The sequence below is a fragment of the Sphingomonas sp. genome, assembly GCF_048594985.1.
Classification (GTDB): Bacteria; Pseudomonadota; Alphaproteobacteria; order Sphingomonadales; family Sphingomonadaceae; genus Sphingomonas_I.
In genome coordinates this window covers 1-17944 of sequence record NZ_JBMDXG010000191.1, presented here as the reverse complement: position 1 = coordinate 17944, position 17944 = coordinate 1, and the positions used below count along the sequence as shown (strand labels likewise).

The 17944-nt window shown below is 67.1% G+C and carries 20 protein-coding genes, 1 tRNA gene and 1 pseudogene; 12 read left to right on the top strand and 10 right to left on the bottom strand.

Translation table 11 applies throughout. The annotated features are described in order from the left end of the window. A partial coding sequence (locus tag ACOJSF_RS07360; protein WP_420141564.1) for a CoA transferase subunit A occupies positions 1–751 on the bottom strand: 751 nt, incomplete at its 3' end. Positions 752–843: 92 nt separating this feature from the next. Between ACOJSF_RS07360 and ACOJSF_RS07355 the strand changes: the two genes are divergently transcribed. From ACOJSF_RS07355 to hemA, 3 genes are all read left to right on the top strand, one after another. Next, the gene (locus tag ACOJSF_RS07355) at positions 844–2493 is read left to right on the top strand and encodes a thiamine pyrophosphate-binding protein (RefSeq protein ID WP_420141563.1); all 1650 of its coding nucleotides are present in this window, start codon (positions 844–846) and stop codon (positions 2491–2493) included. Then, positions 2490–3287, top strand: a complete 798-nt coding sequence (gene murI / locus ACOJSF_RS07350) for a glutamate racemase (RefSeq protein WP_420141562.1) — start codon at positions 2490–2492, stop codon at positions 3285–3287. Before ACOJSF_RS07355 ends, murI begins: the two co-directional genes overlap by 4 nt. Positions 3288–3363: 76 nt before the next feature. Then, complete coding sequence (gene hemA / locus ACOJSF_RS07345) at positions 3364–4578, top strand: 5-aminolevulinate synthase (protein WP_420141561.1); 1215 nt, start codon at positions 3364–3366, stop codon at positions 4576–4578. Positions 4579–4606: 28 nt separating this feature from the next. Here hemA and ACOJSF_RS07340 read toward each other — a convergent pair whose 3' ends face one another. The 3 genes from ACOJSF_RS07340 to ACOJSF_RS07330 are packed head-to-tail and all read right to left on the bottom strand — an operon-like array spanning position 4607 to position 5709. Then, the gene (locus ACOJSF_RS07340; RefSeq protein ID WP_420141560.1) at positions 4607–4939 is read right to left on the bottom strand and encodes a hypothetical protein; all 333 of its coding nucleotides are present in this window, start codon (positions 4937–4939) and stop codon (positions 4607–4609) included. Then, positions 4926–5426, bottom strand: a complete 501-nt coding sequence (locus ACOJSF_RS07335; protein ID WP_420141559.1) for an SAM-dependent methyltransferase — start codon at positions 5424–5426, stop codon at positions 4926–4928. The genes ACOJSF_RS07340 and ACOJSF_RS07335 overlap by 14 nt, the downstream gene beginning before the upstream one ends. 43 nt (positions 5427–5469) lie before the next feature. Beyond that, positions 5470–5709, bottom strand: a complete 240-nt coding sequence (locus ACOJSF_RS07330; RefSeq protein WP_420141558.1) for a hypothetical protein — start codon at positions 5707–5709, stop codon at positions 5470–5472. A 269-nt stretch (positions 5710–5978) separates the two neighbouring features. Between ACOJSF_RS07330 and glyA the strand changes: the two are divergent. From glyA to ACOJSF_RS07310, 4 genes and pseudogenes are all read left to right on the top strand, one after another. Further along, positions 5979–7286: pseudogene (gene glyA / locus ACOJSF_RS07325) on the top strand (serine hydroxymethyltransferase). Positions 7287–7291: 5 nt separating this feature from the next. Then, positions 7292–7753, top strand: a complete 462-nt coding sequence (gene nrdR, locus ACOJSF_RS07320) for a transcriptional regulator NrdR (RefSeq protein WP_420141557.1) — start codon at positions 7292–7294, stop codon at positions 7751–7753. Then, positions 7750–8472, top strand: a complete 723-nt coding sequence (locus tag ACOJSF_RS07315; RefSeq protein WP_420141556.1) for an RNA methyltransferase — start codon at positions 7750–7752, stop codon at positions 8470–8472. The genes nrdR and ACOJSF_RS07315 overlap by 4 nt, the downstream gene beginning before the upstream one ends. 64 nt (positions 8473–8536) lie before the next feature. Further along, the gene (locus tag ACOJSF_RS07310; RefSeq protein ID WP_420141555.1) at positions 8537–8800 is read left to right on the top strand and encodes a hypothetical protein; all 264 of its coding nucleotides are present in this window, start codon (positions 8537–8539) and stop codon (positions 8798–8800) included. Between the two features lie 38 nt (positions 8801–8838). Here the strand turns inward: ACOJSF_RS07310 and ACOJSF_RS07305 are convergent, their stop codons facing one another. Next, positions 8839–9147: a chorismate mutase gene (locus ACOJSF_RS07305; RefSeq protein WP_420141554.1), complete on the bottom strand. Its 309-nt coding sequence runs from the start codon at positions 9145–9147 to the stop codon at positions 8839–8841. Positions 9148–9350: 203 nt separating this feature from the next. On the opposite strand from ACOJSF_RS07305, the gene rpsD reads away from it, so the two are divergent. Next, positions 9351–9965: a 30S ribosomal protein S4 gene (rpsD, locus tag ACOJSF_RS07300; protein WP_420141553.1), complete on the top strand. Its 615-nt coding sequence runs from the start codon at positions 9351–9353 to the stop codon at positions 9963–9965. Between the two features lie 50 nt (positions 9966–10015). Here the strand turns inward: rpsD and ACOJSF_RS07295 are convergent, their stop codons facing one another. Next, positions 10016–12076 (bottom strand): alpha/beta hydrolase family protein, encoded by a 2061-nt coding sequence (locus ACOJSF_RS07295; protein WP_420141552.1) that lies wholly within the window; start codon positions 12074–12076, stop codon positions 10016–10018. A gap of 111 nt (positions 12077–12187) precedes the next feature. On the opposite strand from ACOJSF_RS07295, the gene ACOJSF_RS07290 reads away from it, so the two are divergent. From ACOJSF_RS07290 to ACOJSF_RS07280, 3 genes are all read left to right on the top strand, one after another. Continuing rightward, the gene (locus tag ACOJSF_RS07290; RefSeq protein ID WP_420141565.1) at positions 12188–13168 is read left to right on the top strand and encodes an agmatine deiminase family protein; all 981 of its coding nucleotides are present in this window, start codon (positions 12188–12190) and stop codon (positions 13166–13168) included. 25 nt (positions 13169–13193) lie between these two features. Continuing rightward, positions 13194–14042, top strand: a complete 849-nt coding sequence (gene aguB / locus ACOJSF_RS07285) for an N-carbamoylputrescine amidase (RefSeq protein ID WP_420141551.1) — start codon at positions 13194–13196, stop codon at positions 14040–14042. An 87-nt stretch (positions 14043–14129) separates the two neighbouring features. Then, a complete protein-coding gene (locus ACOJSF_RS07280) occupies positions 14130–14984 on the top strand; it encodes a D-amino-acid transaminase (protein WP_420141550.1) in 855 nt (284 codons plus the stop codon). Positions 14985–15023: 39 nt separating this feature from the next. Here the strand turns inward: ACOJSF_RS07280 and ACOJSF_RS07275 are convergent. Both ACOJSF_RS07275 and folK read right to left on the bottom strand, forming a co-directional pair. Then, positions 15024–15099, bottom strand: a tRNA-Lys gene (locus tag ACOJSF_RS07275). Continuing rightward, positions 15090–15593 (bottom strand): 2-amino-4-hydroxy-6-hydroxymethyldihydropteridine diphosphokinase, encoded by a 504-nt coding sequence (gene folK / locus ACOJSF_RS07270; RefSeq protein WP_420141549.1) that lies wholly within the window; start codon positions 15591–15593, stop codon positions 15090–15092. Before folK ends, ACOJSF_RS07275 begins: the two co-directional genes overlap by 10 nt. 97 nt (positions 15594–15690) lie before the next feature. Here folK and ACOJSF_RS07265 point away from each other — a divergent pair, with 97 nt between their 5' ends. Beyond that, a complete protein-coding gene (locus ACOJSF_RS07265; RefSeq protein ID WP_420141548.1) occupies positions 15691–16986 on the top strand; it encodes a dicarboxylate/amino acid:cation symporter in 1296 nt (431 codons plus the stop codon). Here ACOJSF_RS07265 and ACOJSF_RS07260 read toward each other — a convergent pair. Continuing rightward, positions 16963–17286 (bottom strand): hypothetical protein, encoded by a 324-nt coding sequence (locus ACOJSF_RS07260; RefSeq protein WP_420141547.1) that lies wholly within the window; start codon positions 17284–17286, stop codon positions 16963–16965. The genes ACOJSF_RS07265 and ACOJSF_RS07260 overlap by 24 nt on opposite strands. A gap of 2 nt (positions 17287–17288) precedes the next feature. Then, on the bottom strand, positions 17289–17944 hold a 656-nt coding region (locus tag ACOJSF_RS07255), incomplete at its 5' end, for an MBOAT family O-acyltransferase (RefSeq protein ID WP_420141546.1).

Here is a 17944-nt window from a genome sequence, read left to right as displayed (position 1 = left end):
GGGGGGGGGGGGCGGGGCGCCGCGGGGGGGGGCCGGCGCCCCCCGCCGCCCCCCGCGGCCGGGTCGTACGGAATTCGACCTGCTTGTCGTACGGCGCGCCGAGGATCAGCCGCTTGATGTAGATGCCGGGAACATGGATGGCGTCGGGATCGAGCGCGCCGACGGGCACGATCTCCTCGACCTCCGCCACTGTATGCTTGCTCGCCGCCGCCATCGGCTGGTTGAAGTTGCGCGCCGTCTTGCGGAAGATCAAATTACCCGCCTCGTCCGCTTTCCAGCCCTTGATGATCGACAGATCGGCGACGATCCCGCGTTCGAGGACATAGGTCTCGCCGTCGAACTCGCGCGTTTCCTTGCCCTCGGCAACGACGGTGCCGACACCGGTCTTCGTGTAGAAACCGGGAATGCCCGCCCCGCCCGCGCGCACCCGCTCGGCCAGCGTGCCCTGCGGGCAGAATTCGACCTCGAGCTCGCCCGCCAGATATTGCCGCTCGAACTCCTTGTTCTCGCCCACATAGGAGGAGATCATCTTGGCGATCTGGCGGCTGCGCAGCAGCTTGCCGAGCCCGACCCCGTCGATCCCGGCATTGTTCGATACGACCGTGAGCCCCGTCACGCCCGACGCCTCGATAGCGTCGATCAGGCGCTCGGGAATGCCGCATAGGCCAAATCCACCGGCGCAGATGGTCATGCCATCGCGCAGCAGCCCGTCGAGCGCCGCCGCCGCATCGGAGTAGATCTTCTTGGCCACGAACCCTCCACCGCAGTTGCGAACGGCTTAGAGGCGTGAGGCGCGGCGGGTCAACATTGCGGGCCGGCCCGGCGCGGCGCTATGGCCGGATCATGACCAGTTCCCGGACCGGCGGACGCATCCTCGTCGACGCCCTCGCCGCCCAAGGTTGCGACCGCCTGTTCACCGTGCCGGGCGAAAGTTTCCTGCCCGTGCTCGACGCGCTGGTCGAAGTGCCCGCCATCGATGTCGTCGTATGCCGGCAGGAGGGCGGCGCGGCGTTCATGGCAGAGGCGGACGGCAAGATGACGCACCGCCCCGGCATTGCCTTCGTCACGCGTGGGCCCGGTGCGACCAATGCCTCGATCGGCGTCCATGTCGCGATGCAGGACTCGACCCCGATGATCCTGTTCGTCGGCGACGTGGCGCGTGACGCGCGCGACCGGGAGGGTTTTCAGGAGGTGGACTTTCCCGCTTTCTTCGCCCCCCTCGCCAAATGGGCGGCGCGGATCGAGAGCGCGGATCGCATCCCGGAATATGTCGCGCGCGCTTATGCTACCGCGCTCAACGGGCGTCCGGGCCCGGTCGTACTGGCGCTGCCGGAGGATATGCTGGAGGATCGAGCCGAGACGCCCGACCGGCCGCGCGTCGAGCGTGTCGCGCAGGCCTGCCCGCCGAGCGCGGTCGCCGACGCGCTTGCTGCGCTCCGCCAGGCACGCGCGCCGGTGGCCATCGTCGGCGGGGCCGACTGGGACGAGAAAGCCGGCCGCGATTTCGCCAATTTCGCGCGCCGCGCCGGCCTGCCCGTGGCCGCCGCCTTCCGCCGGCAGGACGCGCTGTCCGCCGATTGCCCGGTCTATGCCGGCAATCTCGGCTATGGCCCCAATCCCAAGCTGGTCGAGCGCGTGCGCGCGGCGGACCTGCTGCTGGTGGTCGGCGCACGTCTGGGCGAGGCGACCACCGACGGCTATACGATCCTCACCCCCGATCATCCGGGCCAGACCCTGATCCATGTCCATCCCGATCCGGAGGAATTGGGGCGGGTCTATCGCGCCGACGTCGCGATCTGCGCCGATACACGCGCCTTTGCGGGCGCGATGGCAGACGCCAGCGATCATTCGATCCATTTCGAGACCGGCCGACAGGCACATGCGGAATGGCGCGACTGGTCCACGCCCGCGCCGAACGGCATGGCGCTCGACCTCAACGCATGCTGGGCGACGCTGCGCGAGACGCTGCCGCCCGATGCGATCGTCTGCAACGGCGCGGGCAACTTCTCCGCCTGGGCGCATCGTTTCTGGCATTACGGCTCGCAACCGAGCCAGCTTGCGCCGACCGCCGGGGCGATGGGCTATGGCGTGCCGGCGGCGATCGCGGCGGCGTTGCGCTTTCCCGACCGGCGCGTGGTCGCGGTGGCGGGCGTTGGCGACTTCCTGATGAACGGGCAGGAACTCGCCACCGCCGCCAAAACGGGCGCGCGCGTCCTGATCCTGCTGATCGACAATGGCAGCTATGGCACGATCCGCATGCATCAGGAGCGGCGCTACCCGACGCGCGTCTCCGCTACCGACCTCAGCAATCCCGACTTCGCCGCGCTCGCGCGCGCATATGGCGGCTGGGCGGAAACGGTCGAGACGACCGCGCAGTTCGCGCCCGCGCTGGAGGCGGCGTTGCGCCAGCCGGGCATCGCCCTGCTCCACCTCAAGACGGACATCGAACGGATCGCGCCCGCGCTGACCATCGCCGGATTGCGCGGCGAATGAGCGACGCGCGGCCCCTCCTTCTGTTCGACTCGGGTGTCGGCGGCCTCTCCGTGCTGCGCGCGGTGCGCGATCTGCTGCCACAGGCACCGATCGTCTACGTCGCGGACAATGGGGGGTTTCCCTATGGGACAAAGTCCGAGGCGGAGATCAGCGCGCGCGTGCCCGCTTTGCTCGGCCGGCGGGCCGAGCGCTACCGCCCGCGCCTGATCACGATCGCGTGCAACACCGCCTCGACCATCGCGCTGGCGCATGTCCGCGCCGCGCTCGACCTGCCCGTCGTGGGCACGGTGCCCGCGATCAAGCCGGCGGCGGAAAGCTCGCGGACGCGCGCGATCGGCGTGCTCGGCACAGAGGCGACGGTGCGCCAGCCTTATGTCGACGATCTGTCGGCGCGCTTCGCCGGCGACTGCCTCGTCCTGCGCCACGGCTCGGCCGGGCTGGTAGCGCTGGCCGAGGCGGCGTTGCGCGGCGAGGCCACGTCCGACGCCGCTTTTGCCGCCGCGCTTTCAGGCCTGCTCGACCAGCCCGGTGGCGAGCGGATCGACACGATCGTGCTCGCCTGCACTCACTTCCCGCTGGTGGCGGACCGGCTGGCGCGCGTCGCGCCGCGCCCGCTGACCTTCGTCGACGGCGCCGCCGGCATCGCCCGTCGGATTGCCACCCTGACGCGGGATCAGGCGTGGCCCGAAACGCTGACGGAGGGGATCGCGGTCTTCACCGCGCCGGTCGACGTCACGCCTCCGCTGCGCGCCTCGCTGGCTGCCCTGGGACTGACGCGGATCGACCTTCTTTGATCAATCGCAAACCGTTCTCACTGGAAAACCGGCATTTTGGACGGTAGATGCTCGCCTTCGCTGCCGGGGACTTCACTTGGACTACTCCCGCGTTTTTACCCAGGCGATCGATCGGCTCCATGCCGAAGGCCGCTACCGCGTCTTCATCGACATCCTCCGCAACAAGGGGATGTTCCCCAATGCGCGCTGCTTCGCCGGGCATAACGGGCCGAAGCCGATCACGGTCTGGTGCTCGAACGACTATCTTTCGATGGGCCAGCATCCGGACGTGATCGCGGCGATGGAGGAGGCGCTGCACGACGTCGGCGCGGGCTCGGGCGGCACGCGCAACATCGGCGGCAACACGCACTACCATGTCGATCTGGAAGCGGAACTCGCCGACCTTCACGGCAAGCAGAACGCGCTGCTCTTCACCTCGGGCTACGTCTCGAACGAGGCGACCTTGTCGACGCTGGCCAAGGTGCTGCCCGGCTGCGTCATCTTCTCGGACGAGCTCAACCACGCCTCGATGATTGCGGGCATCCGCAATTCGGGCTGCGAGAAGCGCATCTTCCGCCACAACGATCTCGACCATCTCGAGGAACTGCTGGCCGAAGTCGATCCGCAGACGCCCAAGCTGATCGCGTTCGAAAGCGTCTATTCGATGGACGGCGACATCGCGCCGATCCACGCCATCTGCGACCTCGCCGACAAATATAACGCGTTGACTTACCTCGACGAGGTTCACGCGGTCGGCATGTACGGGCCGCGCGGCGGCGGCATTTCCGATCGGGACGAGGCCGCGTCGCGGATCACGATCATCGAAGGGACGCTCGGCAAGGCGTTCGGCGTGATGGGCGGCTACATCGCGGCCGACAAGATGATCATCGACGTGATCCGCAGCTACGCGCCCGGCTTCATCTTCACCACCTCGCTCTCGCCCGTGCTGGTCGCGGGCGCGCTGGCGAGCGTGCGCCACCTGAAGGCATCGAGCGTCGAACGCGACGGCCAGCAGGCGGCGGCCGCGCGCCTCAAGGCCATGATGCGCGACGCCGGACTGCCGGTGATGGATTCGACCACACACATCGTGCCGCTGATGGTCGGTGACCCGGTCAAGGCCAAGCGCGCAAGCGACATCCTCCTCGCCGAATATGGCGTCTACGTGCAGCCGATCAATTATCCGACCGTGCCGCGCGGCACCGAGCGGCTGCGCTTCACCCCGGGACCCAGCCACAGCGAGGAGATGATGCGCGAGCTCGTCGATGCGCTGAGCGAGATCTGGGACCGGATGGAGATGCGGCTGGCGGCCTGAAGCCCGGCGGAAGCGGCGACGGAGCGGATCACCCCCGTCGCTTACGACCCGCGCGCCGGGCCAGGATCGCCTGGAGGCGATCCCGCTCTTCGCCCTGCGCCGCATATGGCGACGACAGGCGATGGCGCTCACCCTGTCGCCGCGCTGTCCGATTGGCCGGATCGAACAGTCCGGCGCCATCGAGCAGCATCATGAGCCCACCAAGGCTGAAGACGAAGCTGGCCAGTACCAGCGCGAATTCCAGCACCGTGGGTTCGTGCGGCGGAGCGGCCATCAGCGCGCGCAGCCATAGGCAGGCGCCCACGCCCGCTCCTATCGCAGCCAAGCCGGCCGCGCGGATCCGGATGTCACGCCAGGTCATCGCCGCCCTCCATCCTCACGACGATCTGCGCGATGCCCGAAAGCGCGCTGGCATCCGCTACGGCCGAGCCGCCATGGCAGAGCATGATGTCAGCGCCCTCCTCGTCCCCGTCCGCCAGCACACAGCCGACGGCATCGACCTCGAAATCGAATCCAACGCGCGGATCGCAGACGCCTGCGGCAAGGTTCCGCGCCTGCGCGATGCGGGCAGGATCGGCATCGACACCCCGCGCCTCGATCGCCACGAAGCCGAGCCACGCCGCGTGCCGCGCGGCCCGGAACAGCCATGTGCCGCTGCCGCAGCGCGGATCGACGATCCGCACTGCGCGCCGGCCCGCGCGGCGCAATGCGATCAGCGCATGATCGATCCGGTGAAGCACAGCCCGATCCTCGGCGGCGATCGCCAACGGCATGCGCCATGGCGACGCGAAGCGCAGGCTGGCCGTCCGCGCAGGGCTGGTTGCGGCCGGTTGCATTGCAACGGTCATGTTCGGTCTCCTGGAACCGCGTCTCGGGACATGTCCTGCGCCATCATGACAGCGTGACCCGGGGCGTCAGCGGCTCGGCACTCAACTCGATAACGGCATGCGCGAAGGCGTGGCGCTCCCAGCGCGCGAAGCGCAGCGCGGCGTCGCGCGAGACGAAACTGCCCTCCAGCGCCCCGCCCTGCTCCTGCACGAGCCAATGCCCCCCGCGGTCGAGCCCGACGAGCAGGATGGTGTTCGCGAGATCCGGTTGAAGCGGGTCCGGATCGCCTACGATGGTCTCCATGGACATTCTTCCGCCGGGAACAGGCGCCCGGCAGCGCGGCCACGCAAATGCGCGCGGCCGCCGCTTGATTAGGGCCATGGCGCATTTAAATTCGAGATCGATTCCCGGCCGACACCATAGTGTTTTCATAGCAATCGGCCCGTTCGCACCCGTCCGGCTGGCCTCCGCGCGGATGCGGCGTTAGAGGCGGGGCGATCCGAATCGACTGGTGCCCGGCACGGCCTTGCCGCCGCATCGTCGCTTCATCCTTCTTGCCGGAGCCGCCGCAGATGAGCAGCCAGATCGCCAACGACGTCCAGCCCGACGGCTTCTTCACCCGCACCCTCGCGCAGGCCGATCCGGCGGTGTTCGCCGGCGTGCGCCACGAAATCGCGCGCGAGAAGGACCAGATCGAGCTGATCGCCTCCGAGAACATCGTGTCCAAGGCGGTGCTGGAAGCGCAGGGCAGCGTCTTCACCAACAAATATGCCGAGGGCTATCCCGGCAAGCGTTACTATCAGGGCTGCGCACCCTCGGACGAGGTCGAGCAGCTCGCGATCGATCGCGCCAAGCAGCTGTTCGGCTGCAGCTTCGCCAACGTCCAGCCGCATTCGGGCGCGCAGGCCAATGGCGCGGTGATGCTCGCGCTGACCAAGCCGGGCGACACGATCATGGGGCTGAGCCTCGATGCGGGCGGGCACCTGACGCATGGCGCGCGCGCGGCGCTGTCGGGCAAGTGGTTCAATGCCGTCCAATATGGCGTGACGCGCGATACCCACCTGATCGACTATGACGCGGTCGAGGCGACGGCGAAGGAAGCGCGTCCGACCATCATCATCGCCGGCGGCTCGGCTTATCCGCGCCACATCGACTTCGCGCGCTTCCGCGCGATCGCCGATGCGGTGGGCGCGTTGTTCATGGTCGACATGGCGCATTTCGCCGGGCTGGTCGCGGGCGGGGTCCACCCCACCCCGTTCGGCCACGCGCATGTCGTCACCACCACCACGCACAAGACGCTGCGCGGTCCGCGCGGCGGCGCGATCTTCACCGATGACGAGGCAATCGCGAAGAAGATCAACTCGGCGGTGTTCCCGGGGCTCCAGGGCGGCCCGCTGATGCACGTCGTCGCAGCCAAGGCGGTGGCGTTCGGCGAGGCGCTCCAGCCCGACTTCAAGGCCTATGCCCAGGCTGTGGTCGACAATGCCAAGCCGCTGGCAGCCCGCCTCAAGGAGCGCGGAGCCTAGATCGTCTCGGGCGGCACCGACACGCACCTCGCGCTGGTCGACCTGACGCCGCTCGGCGTCACCGGGCGCGACGCGGACGAGGCGCTGGAGCGGTGCGGCATCACTTGCAACAAGAACGGCATCCCGTTCGATCCGCTGCCCCCGGTCAAGACCAGCGGCATCCGCGTCGGATCGCCGGCGGGCACGACGCGCGGCTTCGGCATCGCCGAATTCCGCGAGATCGCCGACATGATCGCCGACGTGCTCGACGGCCTGCGCAAGAATGGCGAGGCCGGCGACGCGCAGGTGGAGGAGAATGTGCGCGGCCGCGTGAAGGCGCTGACGGCGCGCTTCCCGATCTATCCGGAGCTGTAAGCCTCTTGCGCTGCCCGTTCTGCCAGCATCCCGACAGTCAGGTTAAGGACAGCCGTCCGGCGGAGGACGGCGCGGCGATCCGCCGCCGCCGCCAGTGCGAGGCGTGCGGCGCGCGCTTCTCGACCTTCGAACGCACGCAGCTGCGCGAGATCACGGTCGTCAAGAAGGACGGCGCGCGTCAGCCGTTCGATCGGGCCAAACTCGAACGCTCGATCGCGATCGCCGCGCGCAAGCGCCCGATCCGTTCCGAGCAGATCGAGCAGTTCGTGTCGGGCATCCAGCGCCAGCTCGAACATTCGGGCGAAAGCGAGATCGCGGCGGACGATGTCGGCCGGATGGTGATGGACGGGCTGCAACAGCTCGACGATGTGGCCTATATCCGGTTCGCCAGCGTCTATAAGAACTTCAGGGAAGCCAAGGACTTCGAGGCGTTCGCGGGCAGCGTTTCGGAGCAGCAGGGCGAGTGACTGGGGTACCGCAACCGGCCATCGTCCTCGTCCGTCCGCAACTCGGCGAGAATATTGGCAAGGCGGCACGGGCGATGCTCAATTTCGGGCTGACCGACCTGCGCCTGGTCTCCCCCCGCGACGGCTGGCCGAACCCCTCCGCCGGCCCGGCCGCATCCGGCGCGGACAGCGTGCTGGAACAGGCGCGCGTCTATGACAGCGTGGCGGAGGCCGTCGCGGATCGCGCGCACGTCTATGCCACGACCGTGCGCAAGCGTGGCGTCACCAAGCCGGTGGTCACGCCAGAGCAGGCGGCGGCGGCGATCCGCGCCGAGCCGGGGGGCAGCGCGCTCCTCTTCGGGCCCGAACGTTCGGGTCTGGAAACCGACGACGTCGCGGTCGCGCGGACGATCCTGACGGTGCCGATCAACCCCGAATTCGGCAGTCTCAACCTCGCGCAGGCGGTGATCCTCGCCGCCTATGAATGGTCGAAGGGCGAGGCGCTGGAACAGCCCCCCGTCGTCGCGATCGATCCCCCTGCCCCGCAGGCCGAACTGGACGGGATGATCGATCAACTCGACACGATGCTGGAGGCGGCAGGCTATTATTTCCCGCCCGACCGTATCCCCGCGACGCGCCGGACCTTGCGCACGCTGCTCACGAAGCCAGGCTGGAACAGCCAGGAGGTGCGAACCCTGCGCGGGGTCTTGTCGGCGCTCGCCCGGCCCCGGGCGCGCTAAGCCGGGCTTCTTGCAAAGAACGGCAAGTTGAGCGATTGTTTCGCTACGTTGCGGAGCACCGACGATGCTGAAGATCTTTTCCGTTACTGCCGTTCTGCTTGGTTTCACCGGAAGCGCGCTGGCGCAGACCCCTACGGCGATGCCGGCCGCGGCCGTTGCGGAGCGGAAGGGCCATGACAAGCTGATCTGTCAATCTATGGTGGCCACCGGCACCCGCCTTGGGACCAAGAAGATCTGCCTGTCGAAGCTCGATTGGGAAGCCCGCCAGAAACAGGATCGCGACTGGCTTAACGAGACAAGCCGGGCGCGGCTGTTCCAGAGGGAATAATCGGAGTTCAGTAATCTTGGGGAATGGGGCGTGCATCCTCAGCCCCGGAGCGCGTCGAACCGCTCGGCCTCATACGCGATCGACGCCTCGACCAGGGTTTCCCACAATTGTTCGATCGCCTGTCTGGGAAGGCCCAGACGTTCCGCATGCGCGCCTGCGTTGGCGATCACCTCGGCCTTGCGCGCTTCGTCACGCACCATATGGCGTTCGGGCTTGATCCGCGCGGCCGCACGCATGTAGCCGAAGCGACGCGTCAGCAGCGTGACCAGCTCCCGGTCGAGCGCGTCGACGCCGGCGCGGACCTCCGCCATCGTGGTGCAGTCGTCGGGATCGTGAATGTCGGCCATCGCCCGCGCATAGGGGCCGGCCGCATGGGCGTGCAAGCTTGACTTCGCGCCCGCCCGCCGCCATAGGCGCGCCTTCGCAATTGGCCCCGCACCCCCGGTGAAGCGGCGGCCCTGCCTTCTCGCTCACGAGATCATGCAGCGCGGTTCCGGGATTTCCGCCATCGGCTTCGGCCATCGGCACAACGCAATTGAAGGACGACATCATGTCGAAGCGCACCAGCGCCAAGTATAAGCTCGATCGCCGCATGGGCGAGAATATCTGGGGGCGTCCGAAGTCCCCGGTGAACAAGCGCGAATATGGCCCCGGCCAGCATGGCCAGCGCCGCAAGGGCAAGGTGTCGGACTTCGGCATCCAGCTCAAGGCGAAGCAGAAGCTGAAGGGCTATTACGGCGATGTCACCGAAAAGCAGTTCAAGAAGGCCTATACCGAGGCGTCGCGCATGAAGGGCGACACGGGTCAGAACCTGATCGGCCTGCTCGAGCGCCGGCTGGACGCGCTGGTCTATCGCGCCAAGTTCGCGCCGACCATCTGGTCGGCCCGCCAGCTGGTCAGCCACGGCCACGTCCGCGTCAACGGCGTGAAGTGCAACATCGCCAGCCGCCTGGTGAAGCCGGGTGACGAGATCACGCTCGGCACCAAGGCACAGGAAATGGCGCTGGTGCTCGAGGCGCAGGGCCTGTCGGAGCGCGAGATTCCGGAATATGTCGCGGCCGACGGCACGGCCAAGGTCACGTTCGTGCGCGTTCCGACGCTCGACGAGGTGCCCTATCCGGTCAAGATGGAGCCGAACCTGGTCGTCGAGTTCTACTCGCGCTGATCCGGATCATCGATGAAATTGAGAGGCGGCCTCGCAAGAGGCCGCCTTTTTTATTGCATCGCCGCGCGGAGGAAAGCCTCGCTCTCCTCGAGGAGGCGCTTGCGCGCACCGCTGTCCCGCAATTGGTGGTCTAGATCTGGAAAGGTGACGAGCTGCACCTTCCCACCCGCGCCGCGAATTCGAGACTCCATCACCGTCGATTGCGCGTAACCGACATTCGCATCGAGCGTGCCGTGAAACAGCAAGACGGGAGCCTTGATCTTCGCGGCATTCTGCGATGGCGACGCCTCACGCACCTCGGGCCCCGTGCCGATGAAGTCCCGGACCAGACGATTGTCCGTCCAGTTCAGACTTTCGGCCTTCAGCATGGCCAGGTCGGTCACCGGCGCGATCGCCACTACCGCCTTGAACAAGTCAGGCGCGATCACCGCGGATTGAAGCGCGGCATAACCACCGTAAGACCACCCTACGATGCCCAACTTCGCGGGGTCGGCGATGCCCTGCGCGACCAGCCAGCGGCCGGCATCGGCCACGTCACCGATCGCCGTTTTCCAGGAGCGGAAGCCGTTCTTCTGATACCAGGCGTCGCCATAGCCGGCCGACCCGCGAAACTGCGGCTGCAGCACCGCGAACCCCTGATGCGCATAGAATTGGGACAGCCAGTCGAATCCCCATTCGTCGCGGGCCGACGGCCCGCCATGCGGCATGACAATGGCCGGCAGCCCCTTCGCGTTCTCCTTGCCGGGCGGCAGAGTGAGATAGGCAGGGATAAGAGTGCCGTCCGCCGCCGCATAGGTCACGGCTTTCATTTCGCCGAGGCTGGTGCCTTCAAGCGCGCCTCGCGCCGGCAGAAAGATATGCAGGTCGCGTGTGTCCCGATTGAGAAGGTAATAGTAGCCGGCGTCCTGATCACTGCCCGCAAAAATCAGCAGTTTTCGCTCGTCGATGCTGGAATCGATCAATCGGAGAAGCGGTGCCTTGGGAAGCGCGCGGCCGAGGGTCTTTGCCAATGCCGCCATTGCGGGATCGAAATAGACCACCTCGCTGACCTCGGTCGAATATGTCGCGCCGATCACCCGCCGGCGTCGTCCGACGCGGGAAAGCCCGCTCACATCGACCTTCGGGTTGGAAAAGATCAGGGTCTGTTTTCCGGAACCGTCGAGCGCCATCGAATACAGTGCGTCGCGGCCATCCAGCTTCATCAAGCCGTAGGCGATATTGAGCTCCCGATCGACGGCATAAGGATTGAAGCCCTGTCCGGTGCGTGAATCATAGTCCGACAGCTTTTCCCAGCCGCGGGAGCCGTTTCGACGGTACATGTAATGGGTTACGCCGGTCATCATGCCGGTACTGCCGGCGACATCCGTCATGCCCATGATCCGAATCGTTCCGTGACCATCGCTGATATATTCCTCGGCATCGGACCGGACACCTTCGATCGACTTGGCGGCGAGGGTCATGGTGTCGACCCGATCGACGCCATACCCTTCGATCGCCGAACCGATCCGGGTCCCCGTCGCATCGTTGGGCAGATAAGTACGCGCCATCAATACGGCGCCCTCTTCACCCGGCAGCCAATCGATCACCTCGCCATCACTGAGCTGCACGCCGCGTGATTTCGAGGTCTGCCGCGTTCCGAGCTGCCGAACATTCCCTCCATCCGCGTCGACGGCCAGGAGGCGGGAGAAATTGACCTTGCGGCCCTCGATATCGACCACGCCATAGATCGAGCATACGAGGCGTATGTTGGAGACCCAGCCGCAGCGGCCCAGCATATCCGGATTTCCGCTCGCCCGTGCGACGACTTTTGCGACCGCGCCTTCCTCGACACCGCGTACCACGAGATAGGATCCTTGGCCGGCGGCTGGTGCGATGAAGGCGACCTTCCCGCCGTCGGGCGACAGGCTCATCTGCTCGATGTCCTCCCGCATCCCGAACAGCGCGGCAGGGGATGCGGACGGGCGCTCTCCCAACACGGGTTCGGCCGCATATGCGGCCGTGCTCATCAGAAGAAGCGCGCACACGACCGCACGGCCGCCAAGCTGGTTCATTTGTCCCCCCCAAAAGAATTCCCCGCCCACGATGCTGCGCGGTGCGTAGGATTTCAGCAAGCCTCAAATATCGTCCCGCGTCCCGACAGGCTCCTTCACAACGCCACGCCTTGCGCTCGTCATCATCGGGGGCCATCTGGCGCCCCTGCCTCGACCGGAGACATGATCGCGATGACCGCCCGCCAGCCCGCCGAATGGATGCCGCACGAGGCGGTATGGATCGGCTTTCCGAGCCATGCCGAATTGTGGGAGGACGATCTCGCGCCCGCGCAGGAGGAAGTGGCGGCTTTCGCGCGCGCGGTCCATGCCGGCGGTCGCGGCGAGACGGTGGTGCTGGTCGCCAATGACGATCAGGCAGCCGAGACGGCGGTCGACCTGGCCGGCGACGCGGCCGAGGTGACGGTGCAGCCGTTCGGCGACATCTGGCTGCGGGATACGGGGGCGATCGTCACCCTGGGGCCGGCGGGGCGGCGCGCCGCGCGCGTCGGCTTCAACTGGTGGGGCGGCAAAGAGCAGCGGCCGGGCGACGAGGGCGTCGGCGCGCGGCTGGCGGAGGCGGCGGGGTTCGCGGTCGACCGCCACGATTGGGTGCTGGAGGGTGGCGCGATCGACGTCGATGGCGCGGGACTCGGGGTCACGACCGAGCAATGCCTGCTCAATCCCAATCGCAATCCGGGGCTGTCGCGCACCGATATCGAACGCCGGCTGGCCGATGCGCGCGGGGTCGATCGCCTGCTGTGGCTGGGCGATGGCCTCGCCAACGACCACACCGACGGGCATGTCGACAACCTCGCCCGCTTTGTCGCCCCCAACCGGCTGGCCATTCCCGAGCCCGCCGACGACGATCCCAACACGGCGATCTATGCCGATGCGGCGGCGCGCGCGGAGGCGTCCGGGGTCGAACTCGTCCGTCTGCCCTCGCCCGGCCTGGTCGAGGTCGATGGCGCGGCGATCCCGGCATCCTACATGAACTTCTACATCGGCAATGCGGCGGTGGTGGTGCCGATCTACGGCGCGCCGAACGACGCGGCGGCGGTCGAGGCGGTGCAGGCGCTGTTCCCCGATCGGATTGCCGTCGGCCTGCGCGCCGACCATATCCTGACCGGCGGTGGCAGCTTCCACTGCATCAGCCAGCAAATCCCGCGCGCCTGACAACCACGCCCTCCGGAGAGCCGAATTGACCGAGATCACCGTCGCTGCGATCCAGCTCGCTTTTTCCAGCGATATCGAAGCGAACATCGCGAAGGTATCGGATCGCGTGCGCGAGGCCGCCGCGCGCGGCGCGCAGGTCATCCTGCCGCCCGAACTGTTCGAGGGCGAGTATTTCTGCCGGGTCGAGGATGAGGGGCTGTTCGCCAACGCCCGCCCGACCGCCGAGCATCAGGCGGTAACGGCGATGCAGGCGCTCGCGGCCGAGCTCGGCGTGACGATCCCCACCAGCTTCTTCGAGGCCGACGGGCCGCATCACTACAATTCGCTGGCGATGATCGGCCCCGACGGCGCGATCCAGGGCGTATATCGCAAGAGCCACATCCCCGATGGTCCCGGCTATGAGGAGAAATTCTACTTCCGTCCCGGCAATACCGGCTTCAAGGTGTGGGACGGCCCCGACGCGAAGCTGGGCGTCGGGGTGTGCTGGGACCAATGGTATCCCGAAACCGCGCGCGCGATGATGCTGATGGGCGCCGAGATCCTGTTCTATCCCACCGCGATCGGCAGCGAGCCGCACGACACCAGCCTCGACACCGCCCGCCTGTGGCGTCGCGCGATGGTGGGTCACGCCGTGTCGAACGTCGTGCCGGTGGTCGCGGCCAACCGGGTCGGAACCGAGCATGGCCAGACCTTCTACGGCACGAGCTTCATCACCGATGAGCGCGGAGACATCCTGGCCGAGCTCGACCGCGAGGAGGAAGGCGTGATCGTCGCGACGCTCGACCTCGATCGGGTGAAGCGCCACCGTGCCGCCTTCGGCTTCTTTCGCGACCGCCGCCCCGAATTGTACGGCCGGCTGGTGCAGGATATCTGACGCGCTCAATGGCTCCGCGCTTGTCGCTGCACTGAATCTCTTCAAGAAAGACGGTGCCTCGACAGGCTCAGCACGAACGGGATGAAAGTGGCCGATAACCGCATTGCCTGGCTAAACGGCGACTATCTCCCGCTTGCCGATGCCAAGGTGTCTGCGCAGGATCGTGGCTTCCTTTTCGCCGACGGCATTTACGAGTTCACCGCGGTGCTCGACGGGCGGCTGGTCGATGGCGCGAGCCACCTTACGCGGTTCGCGCGGTCGGCCGAGGGGCTCGGCATCGCCCTCCCCCTGCCGCTCGACGAGATCGCGGCGGTTCAGCGCGCCCTGATCACGCGCAACGCGCTCGACCAGGGCGGGATCTATTTCCAGCTGACGGCTGGACCCGCCGAACGCGACTTCCTCGCCCGCCCTGCGCGGCCCACCTTATTGCTATTCACCCAGGCCAGCGACATCCTGGACAAGCCGGCCGCACGCACCGGCATCGTGGTGAAGACCGTGCCCGATCCGCGCTGGGCGCGGCGCGACCTCAAGACGATCAACCTGCTGGGCCAGGTCTTCGCCAAGCGCGAGGCCGCCACCGCCGGCGCACAGGAGGCGTGGCTGGTCGACGCGGACGGCTTCGTGACCGAAGGCGCTTCCTCCTCCGCGCTGATCGTCACCGCCGACGGCGTGCTCGTCACCCGGCCCAACGGACCCGATATCCTGCCCGGCTGCACGCGCAAGGCGGTGCTCGCGATCGCCGAGCGCGACGGGATCGTGGTGGAAGAACGGCTGTTCACGGTGGTGGAGGCACTGGCGGCACGCGAAGCAATCCTGACCAGCGCCTCCAATTTCGTCGTCGCGGTGGTGACGATCGATGAACAGGCGATCGGAGACGGCCGTCCAGGCCCGGTCGCCGCGCGCCTGCGTGAATTGTACATCGAGGCTGCACGGGCGAGCTGAGGTCGCCGGGAGGCGGCTCGCAAGGATGGATGGAGAGGATGGTGGGTCCGCCGGGGCTCGAACCCGGGACCTCTCGATTAAAAGTCGCTTGCTCTACCGACTGAGCTACGGACCCGACCGGCTTGCGCCTCTATGGATCGGGCGCCGCCGGGTCAACCGCGCGCGGGCCTGCGCGACCGTACAGGCGCCTATGCGCCATGTCGGCGCGATGCCGATCAGCGGGTCGAGTACGAACCGCCGGCATGCGAGACCACGGTGCGGAATCGTAAGGGCCGGCTTTTGAAAGCGGCCGCCATCCCAGAGGAGGATGTCGAGATCGATCACGCGCGCACCCCACCGCCGCCCGCGCCTGCGGCCGAAATCCGTTTCGATCCGCTTGAGCAAAGCGAGAAGCGCCAGAGGCTCGAGCGGCGTCTCGACGATCGCCGCTGCGTTGGCGAAGCGACGGATCGAAGGGCCGAGCGGTGCGGTGTCCAGCACGCGCGACTGCGCCACGATCCGTATTCCAGCACCTGCCAGCGCTCCGACCGTCGCGACCAGAACCCTGCGCGGCCCGCCGTGGCGACCATGCGGACGGTTCGAGCCGAGACCAATGGCGTAACGATGCATGGCCCCGCCCTAGCCGGGGAGCATCGCCGGGAACAACGTGCGACAACCTATCTCCGGCGTGTCTTGTATCGAACGGAATAGATTGCGAAGGATTAGCATGGCCGTCGCGACTTCCGCCGTCACCCCCGCCGCCCCCCGCCCCCTGTGGCGACACCTTTATGTTCAGGTGATTGTCGCGATCCTGCTGGGCGTGCTCGTCGGGCATGTCTGGCCGGAGACGGGGGTGGCGCTCAAGCCGCTGGGGGACGGGTTCGTCAAGCTGGTACGGATGGTGATCGCGCCGGTGATCTTCCTGTCGCTGGTCACCGGGATTGCCGGTCTGGGCGAGTTGGGCGGCGTGGGGCGGATCGCGGCCAAAGCCTTTGCATGGTTTCTTGGCTTCTCGACACTCGCGCTGATCCTGGGACTGATCGTGGCGAATGTCGTTCAACCCGGCGCCGGCCTTCATATCGATCCGGCGACGCTCGATGGCAGCAAGGTGGCCGATTATGCCGCCAAGGCGCATGAGGCGACCTTCTCCGCCTTTCTGCTCAACATCATCGCAACCACGCTCGCCAGCCCGCTGGCGGAGGGCGAGATCCTGCAGGTGCTGCTGGTCGCGATCCTGTTCGGCGTGGCCATGATCCTGGTCGGGGAAAAGGCCGCGCCGCTCCTCACCGTATTCGAAAGCGCGACCGCCGTCGTCTTCCGCATCGTCGCCATGCTGATGGCGCTGGCCCCGATCGGCGCATTCGGGGCGATGGCGTTCACCATCGGCCAGTATGGCGTCGGCGCGCTCGCCAGCCTCGCCGGGCTCGTGGCGACCTTCTATCTGACCTCGCTCGCTTTCGTGCTGCTCGTGCTCGGATGCGCGGCGCGCCTGTTCGGCTTCTCGATCCTCCGGCTGATCCGCTACCTCAAGGAGGAGTTGCTGCTTGTCCTCGGCACGTCGTCTTCGGAAGCGGCGCTGCCCCGTCTGATCGAGAAGATGGAGCGCGCGGGCGTCGCCAAGCCTGTGGTCGGGCTGGTCGTGCCGACCGGCTATTCGTTCAACCTCGACGGCACCAACATCTACATGACGCTCGCCGCATTGTTCATCGCGCAGGCGTGCGGCATCCATCTCTCGCTCGGCCAGCAATTGCTGCTGCTCGGGGTCGCGATGCTGTCGTCGAAGGGCGCGGCGGGCGTCACGGGCGCGGGCTTCATCACGCTTGCGGCGACCCTCGCGATCGTGCCGGCGGTGCCGATCGCGGGCATGGCGCTGATCCTCGGCATCGACCGTTTCATGAGTGAGTGCCGCAGCCTGACCAATTTCATCGGCAATGCCGTCGCGACGATTGCGGTCGGGCGCTGGGAAGGCGCGCTCGACCGCGACAAGCTCGATGCCGCGCTATCGGGCCGCGTCGTCGACTGACTTTTCGGGGAAGCGCGCATTCTCGGCGTCCTTCCACGCATCGTGCAGCACATCGCGCGGCCCCGCGATCCCGATCGCGCGCATCGCCGTCAACCACGTGTCGGCGACATCGGCCGCGCGCGCCTGAAGCGGCGACGGCGGCTGATCGTCGATCCAGTCTTTGAGCGAGACCGAGTTGGTGGCGAGCAGCACGATCGCCGCGACCGCGATCGCGGTGCTGGCCCAGCCGAACCCCTCGATATCGTCGACGATCGGGTCGGGCAGATCGACGGGGGACGGTGTTTCCCTGGGCATCATCAACCTCAGAACTGGTAGTAGATGAAGGGTGCGACCCCTTCAAACCGCATGGCATCGATGATCATGATGGCGATCCCGGCAGCGACGCCCATCAACGGCGCCGGAGCCTCGCGCAGCGTCATCGCCACGCGCTGCCCGAGATCGGGCGGCGTGAAATGGATCGCCATTCCGCCCACGATCAGGACCAGCGCGAGCGGGGTCAGCACCGCACTTTCCATGCCCGATCCGCCGAGGCCGGCGAGATAGGCGATCGCGCCGCCGAACGTATCCGAACGGAAGAAGATCCAGCCGATCACCACGATGTGGAACGTGACGAACCAGCCGAGTAGTTTGGGCGCGCGCGGAAAGCCTTCCGGGCGATGCCGATCCCACACTCGTTCGAGCGCCAGCACACCGCCGTGAAGCGCACCCCAGATCAGGAAGGTCCACTTCGCACCGTGCCAGAAGCCGCCGAGCAGCATCGTCACGATCAGGTTGACGCACTGGCGCCCAAATCCCTTCCGATTGCCACCGAGCGCGCCGATGTAGAGATAATCGCGCAGCCAGCTCGACAGGCTGATGTTCCAGCGCCGCCAGAAATCATTGAGCGAGACGGCTCTATATGGCTGGTTGAAGTTAAGCGGGAATTTGTAGCCGAGCAACGCCGCCAGCCCGATCGCCA

Coding starts and splice junctions, on each gene's coding strand:
- ACOJSF_RS07355 (WP_420141563.1), top strand. CDS start 844: ATGACCAGTTCCCGGACCGGCGGACGCATCCTCGTCGACGCCCTCGCC.
- murI (WP_420141562.1), top strand. CDS start 2,490: ATGAGCGACGCGCGGCCCCTCCTTCTGTTCGACTCGGGTGTCGGCGGC.
- ACOJSF_RS07340 (WP_420141560.1), bottom strand. CDS start 4,939: ATGACCTGGCGTGACATCCGGATCCGCGCGGCCGGCTTGGCTGCGATA.
- ACOJSF_RS07335 (WP_420141559.1), bottom strand. CDS start 5,426: ATGACCGTTGCAATGCAACCGGCCGCAACCAGCCCTGCGCGGACGGCC.
- ACOJSF_RS07330 (WP_420141558.1), bottom strand. CDS start 5,709: ATGGAGACCATCGTAGGCGATCCGGACCCGCTTCAACCGGATCTCGCG.
- ACOJSF_RS07310 (WP_420141555.1), top strand. CDS start 8,537: ATGCTGAAGATCTTTTCCGTTACTGCCGTTCTGCTTGGTTTCACCGGA.
- ACOJSF_RS07305 (WP_420141554.1), bottom strand. CDS start 9,147: ATGGCCGACATTCACGATCCCGACGACTGCACCACGATGGCGGAGGTC.
- rpsD (WP_420141553.1), top strand. CDS start 9,351: ATGTCGAAGCGCACCAGCGCCAAGTATAAGCTCGATCGCCGCATGGGC.
- ACOJSF_RS07290 (WP_420141565.1), top strand. CDS start 12,188: ATGACCGCCCGCCAGCCCGCCGAATGGATGCCGCACGAGGCGGTATGG.
- folK (WP_420141549.1), bottom strand. CDS start 15,593: ATGCATCGTTACGCCATTGGTCTCGGCTCGAACCGTCCGCATGGTCGC.
- ACOJSF_RS07265 (WP_420141548.1), top strand. CDS start 15,691: ATGGCCGTCGCGACTTCCGCCGTCACCCCCGCCGCCCCCCGCCCCCTG.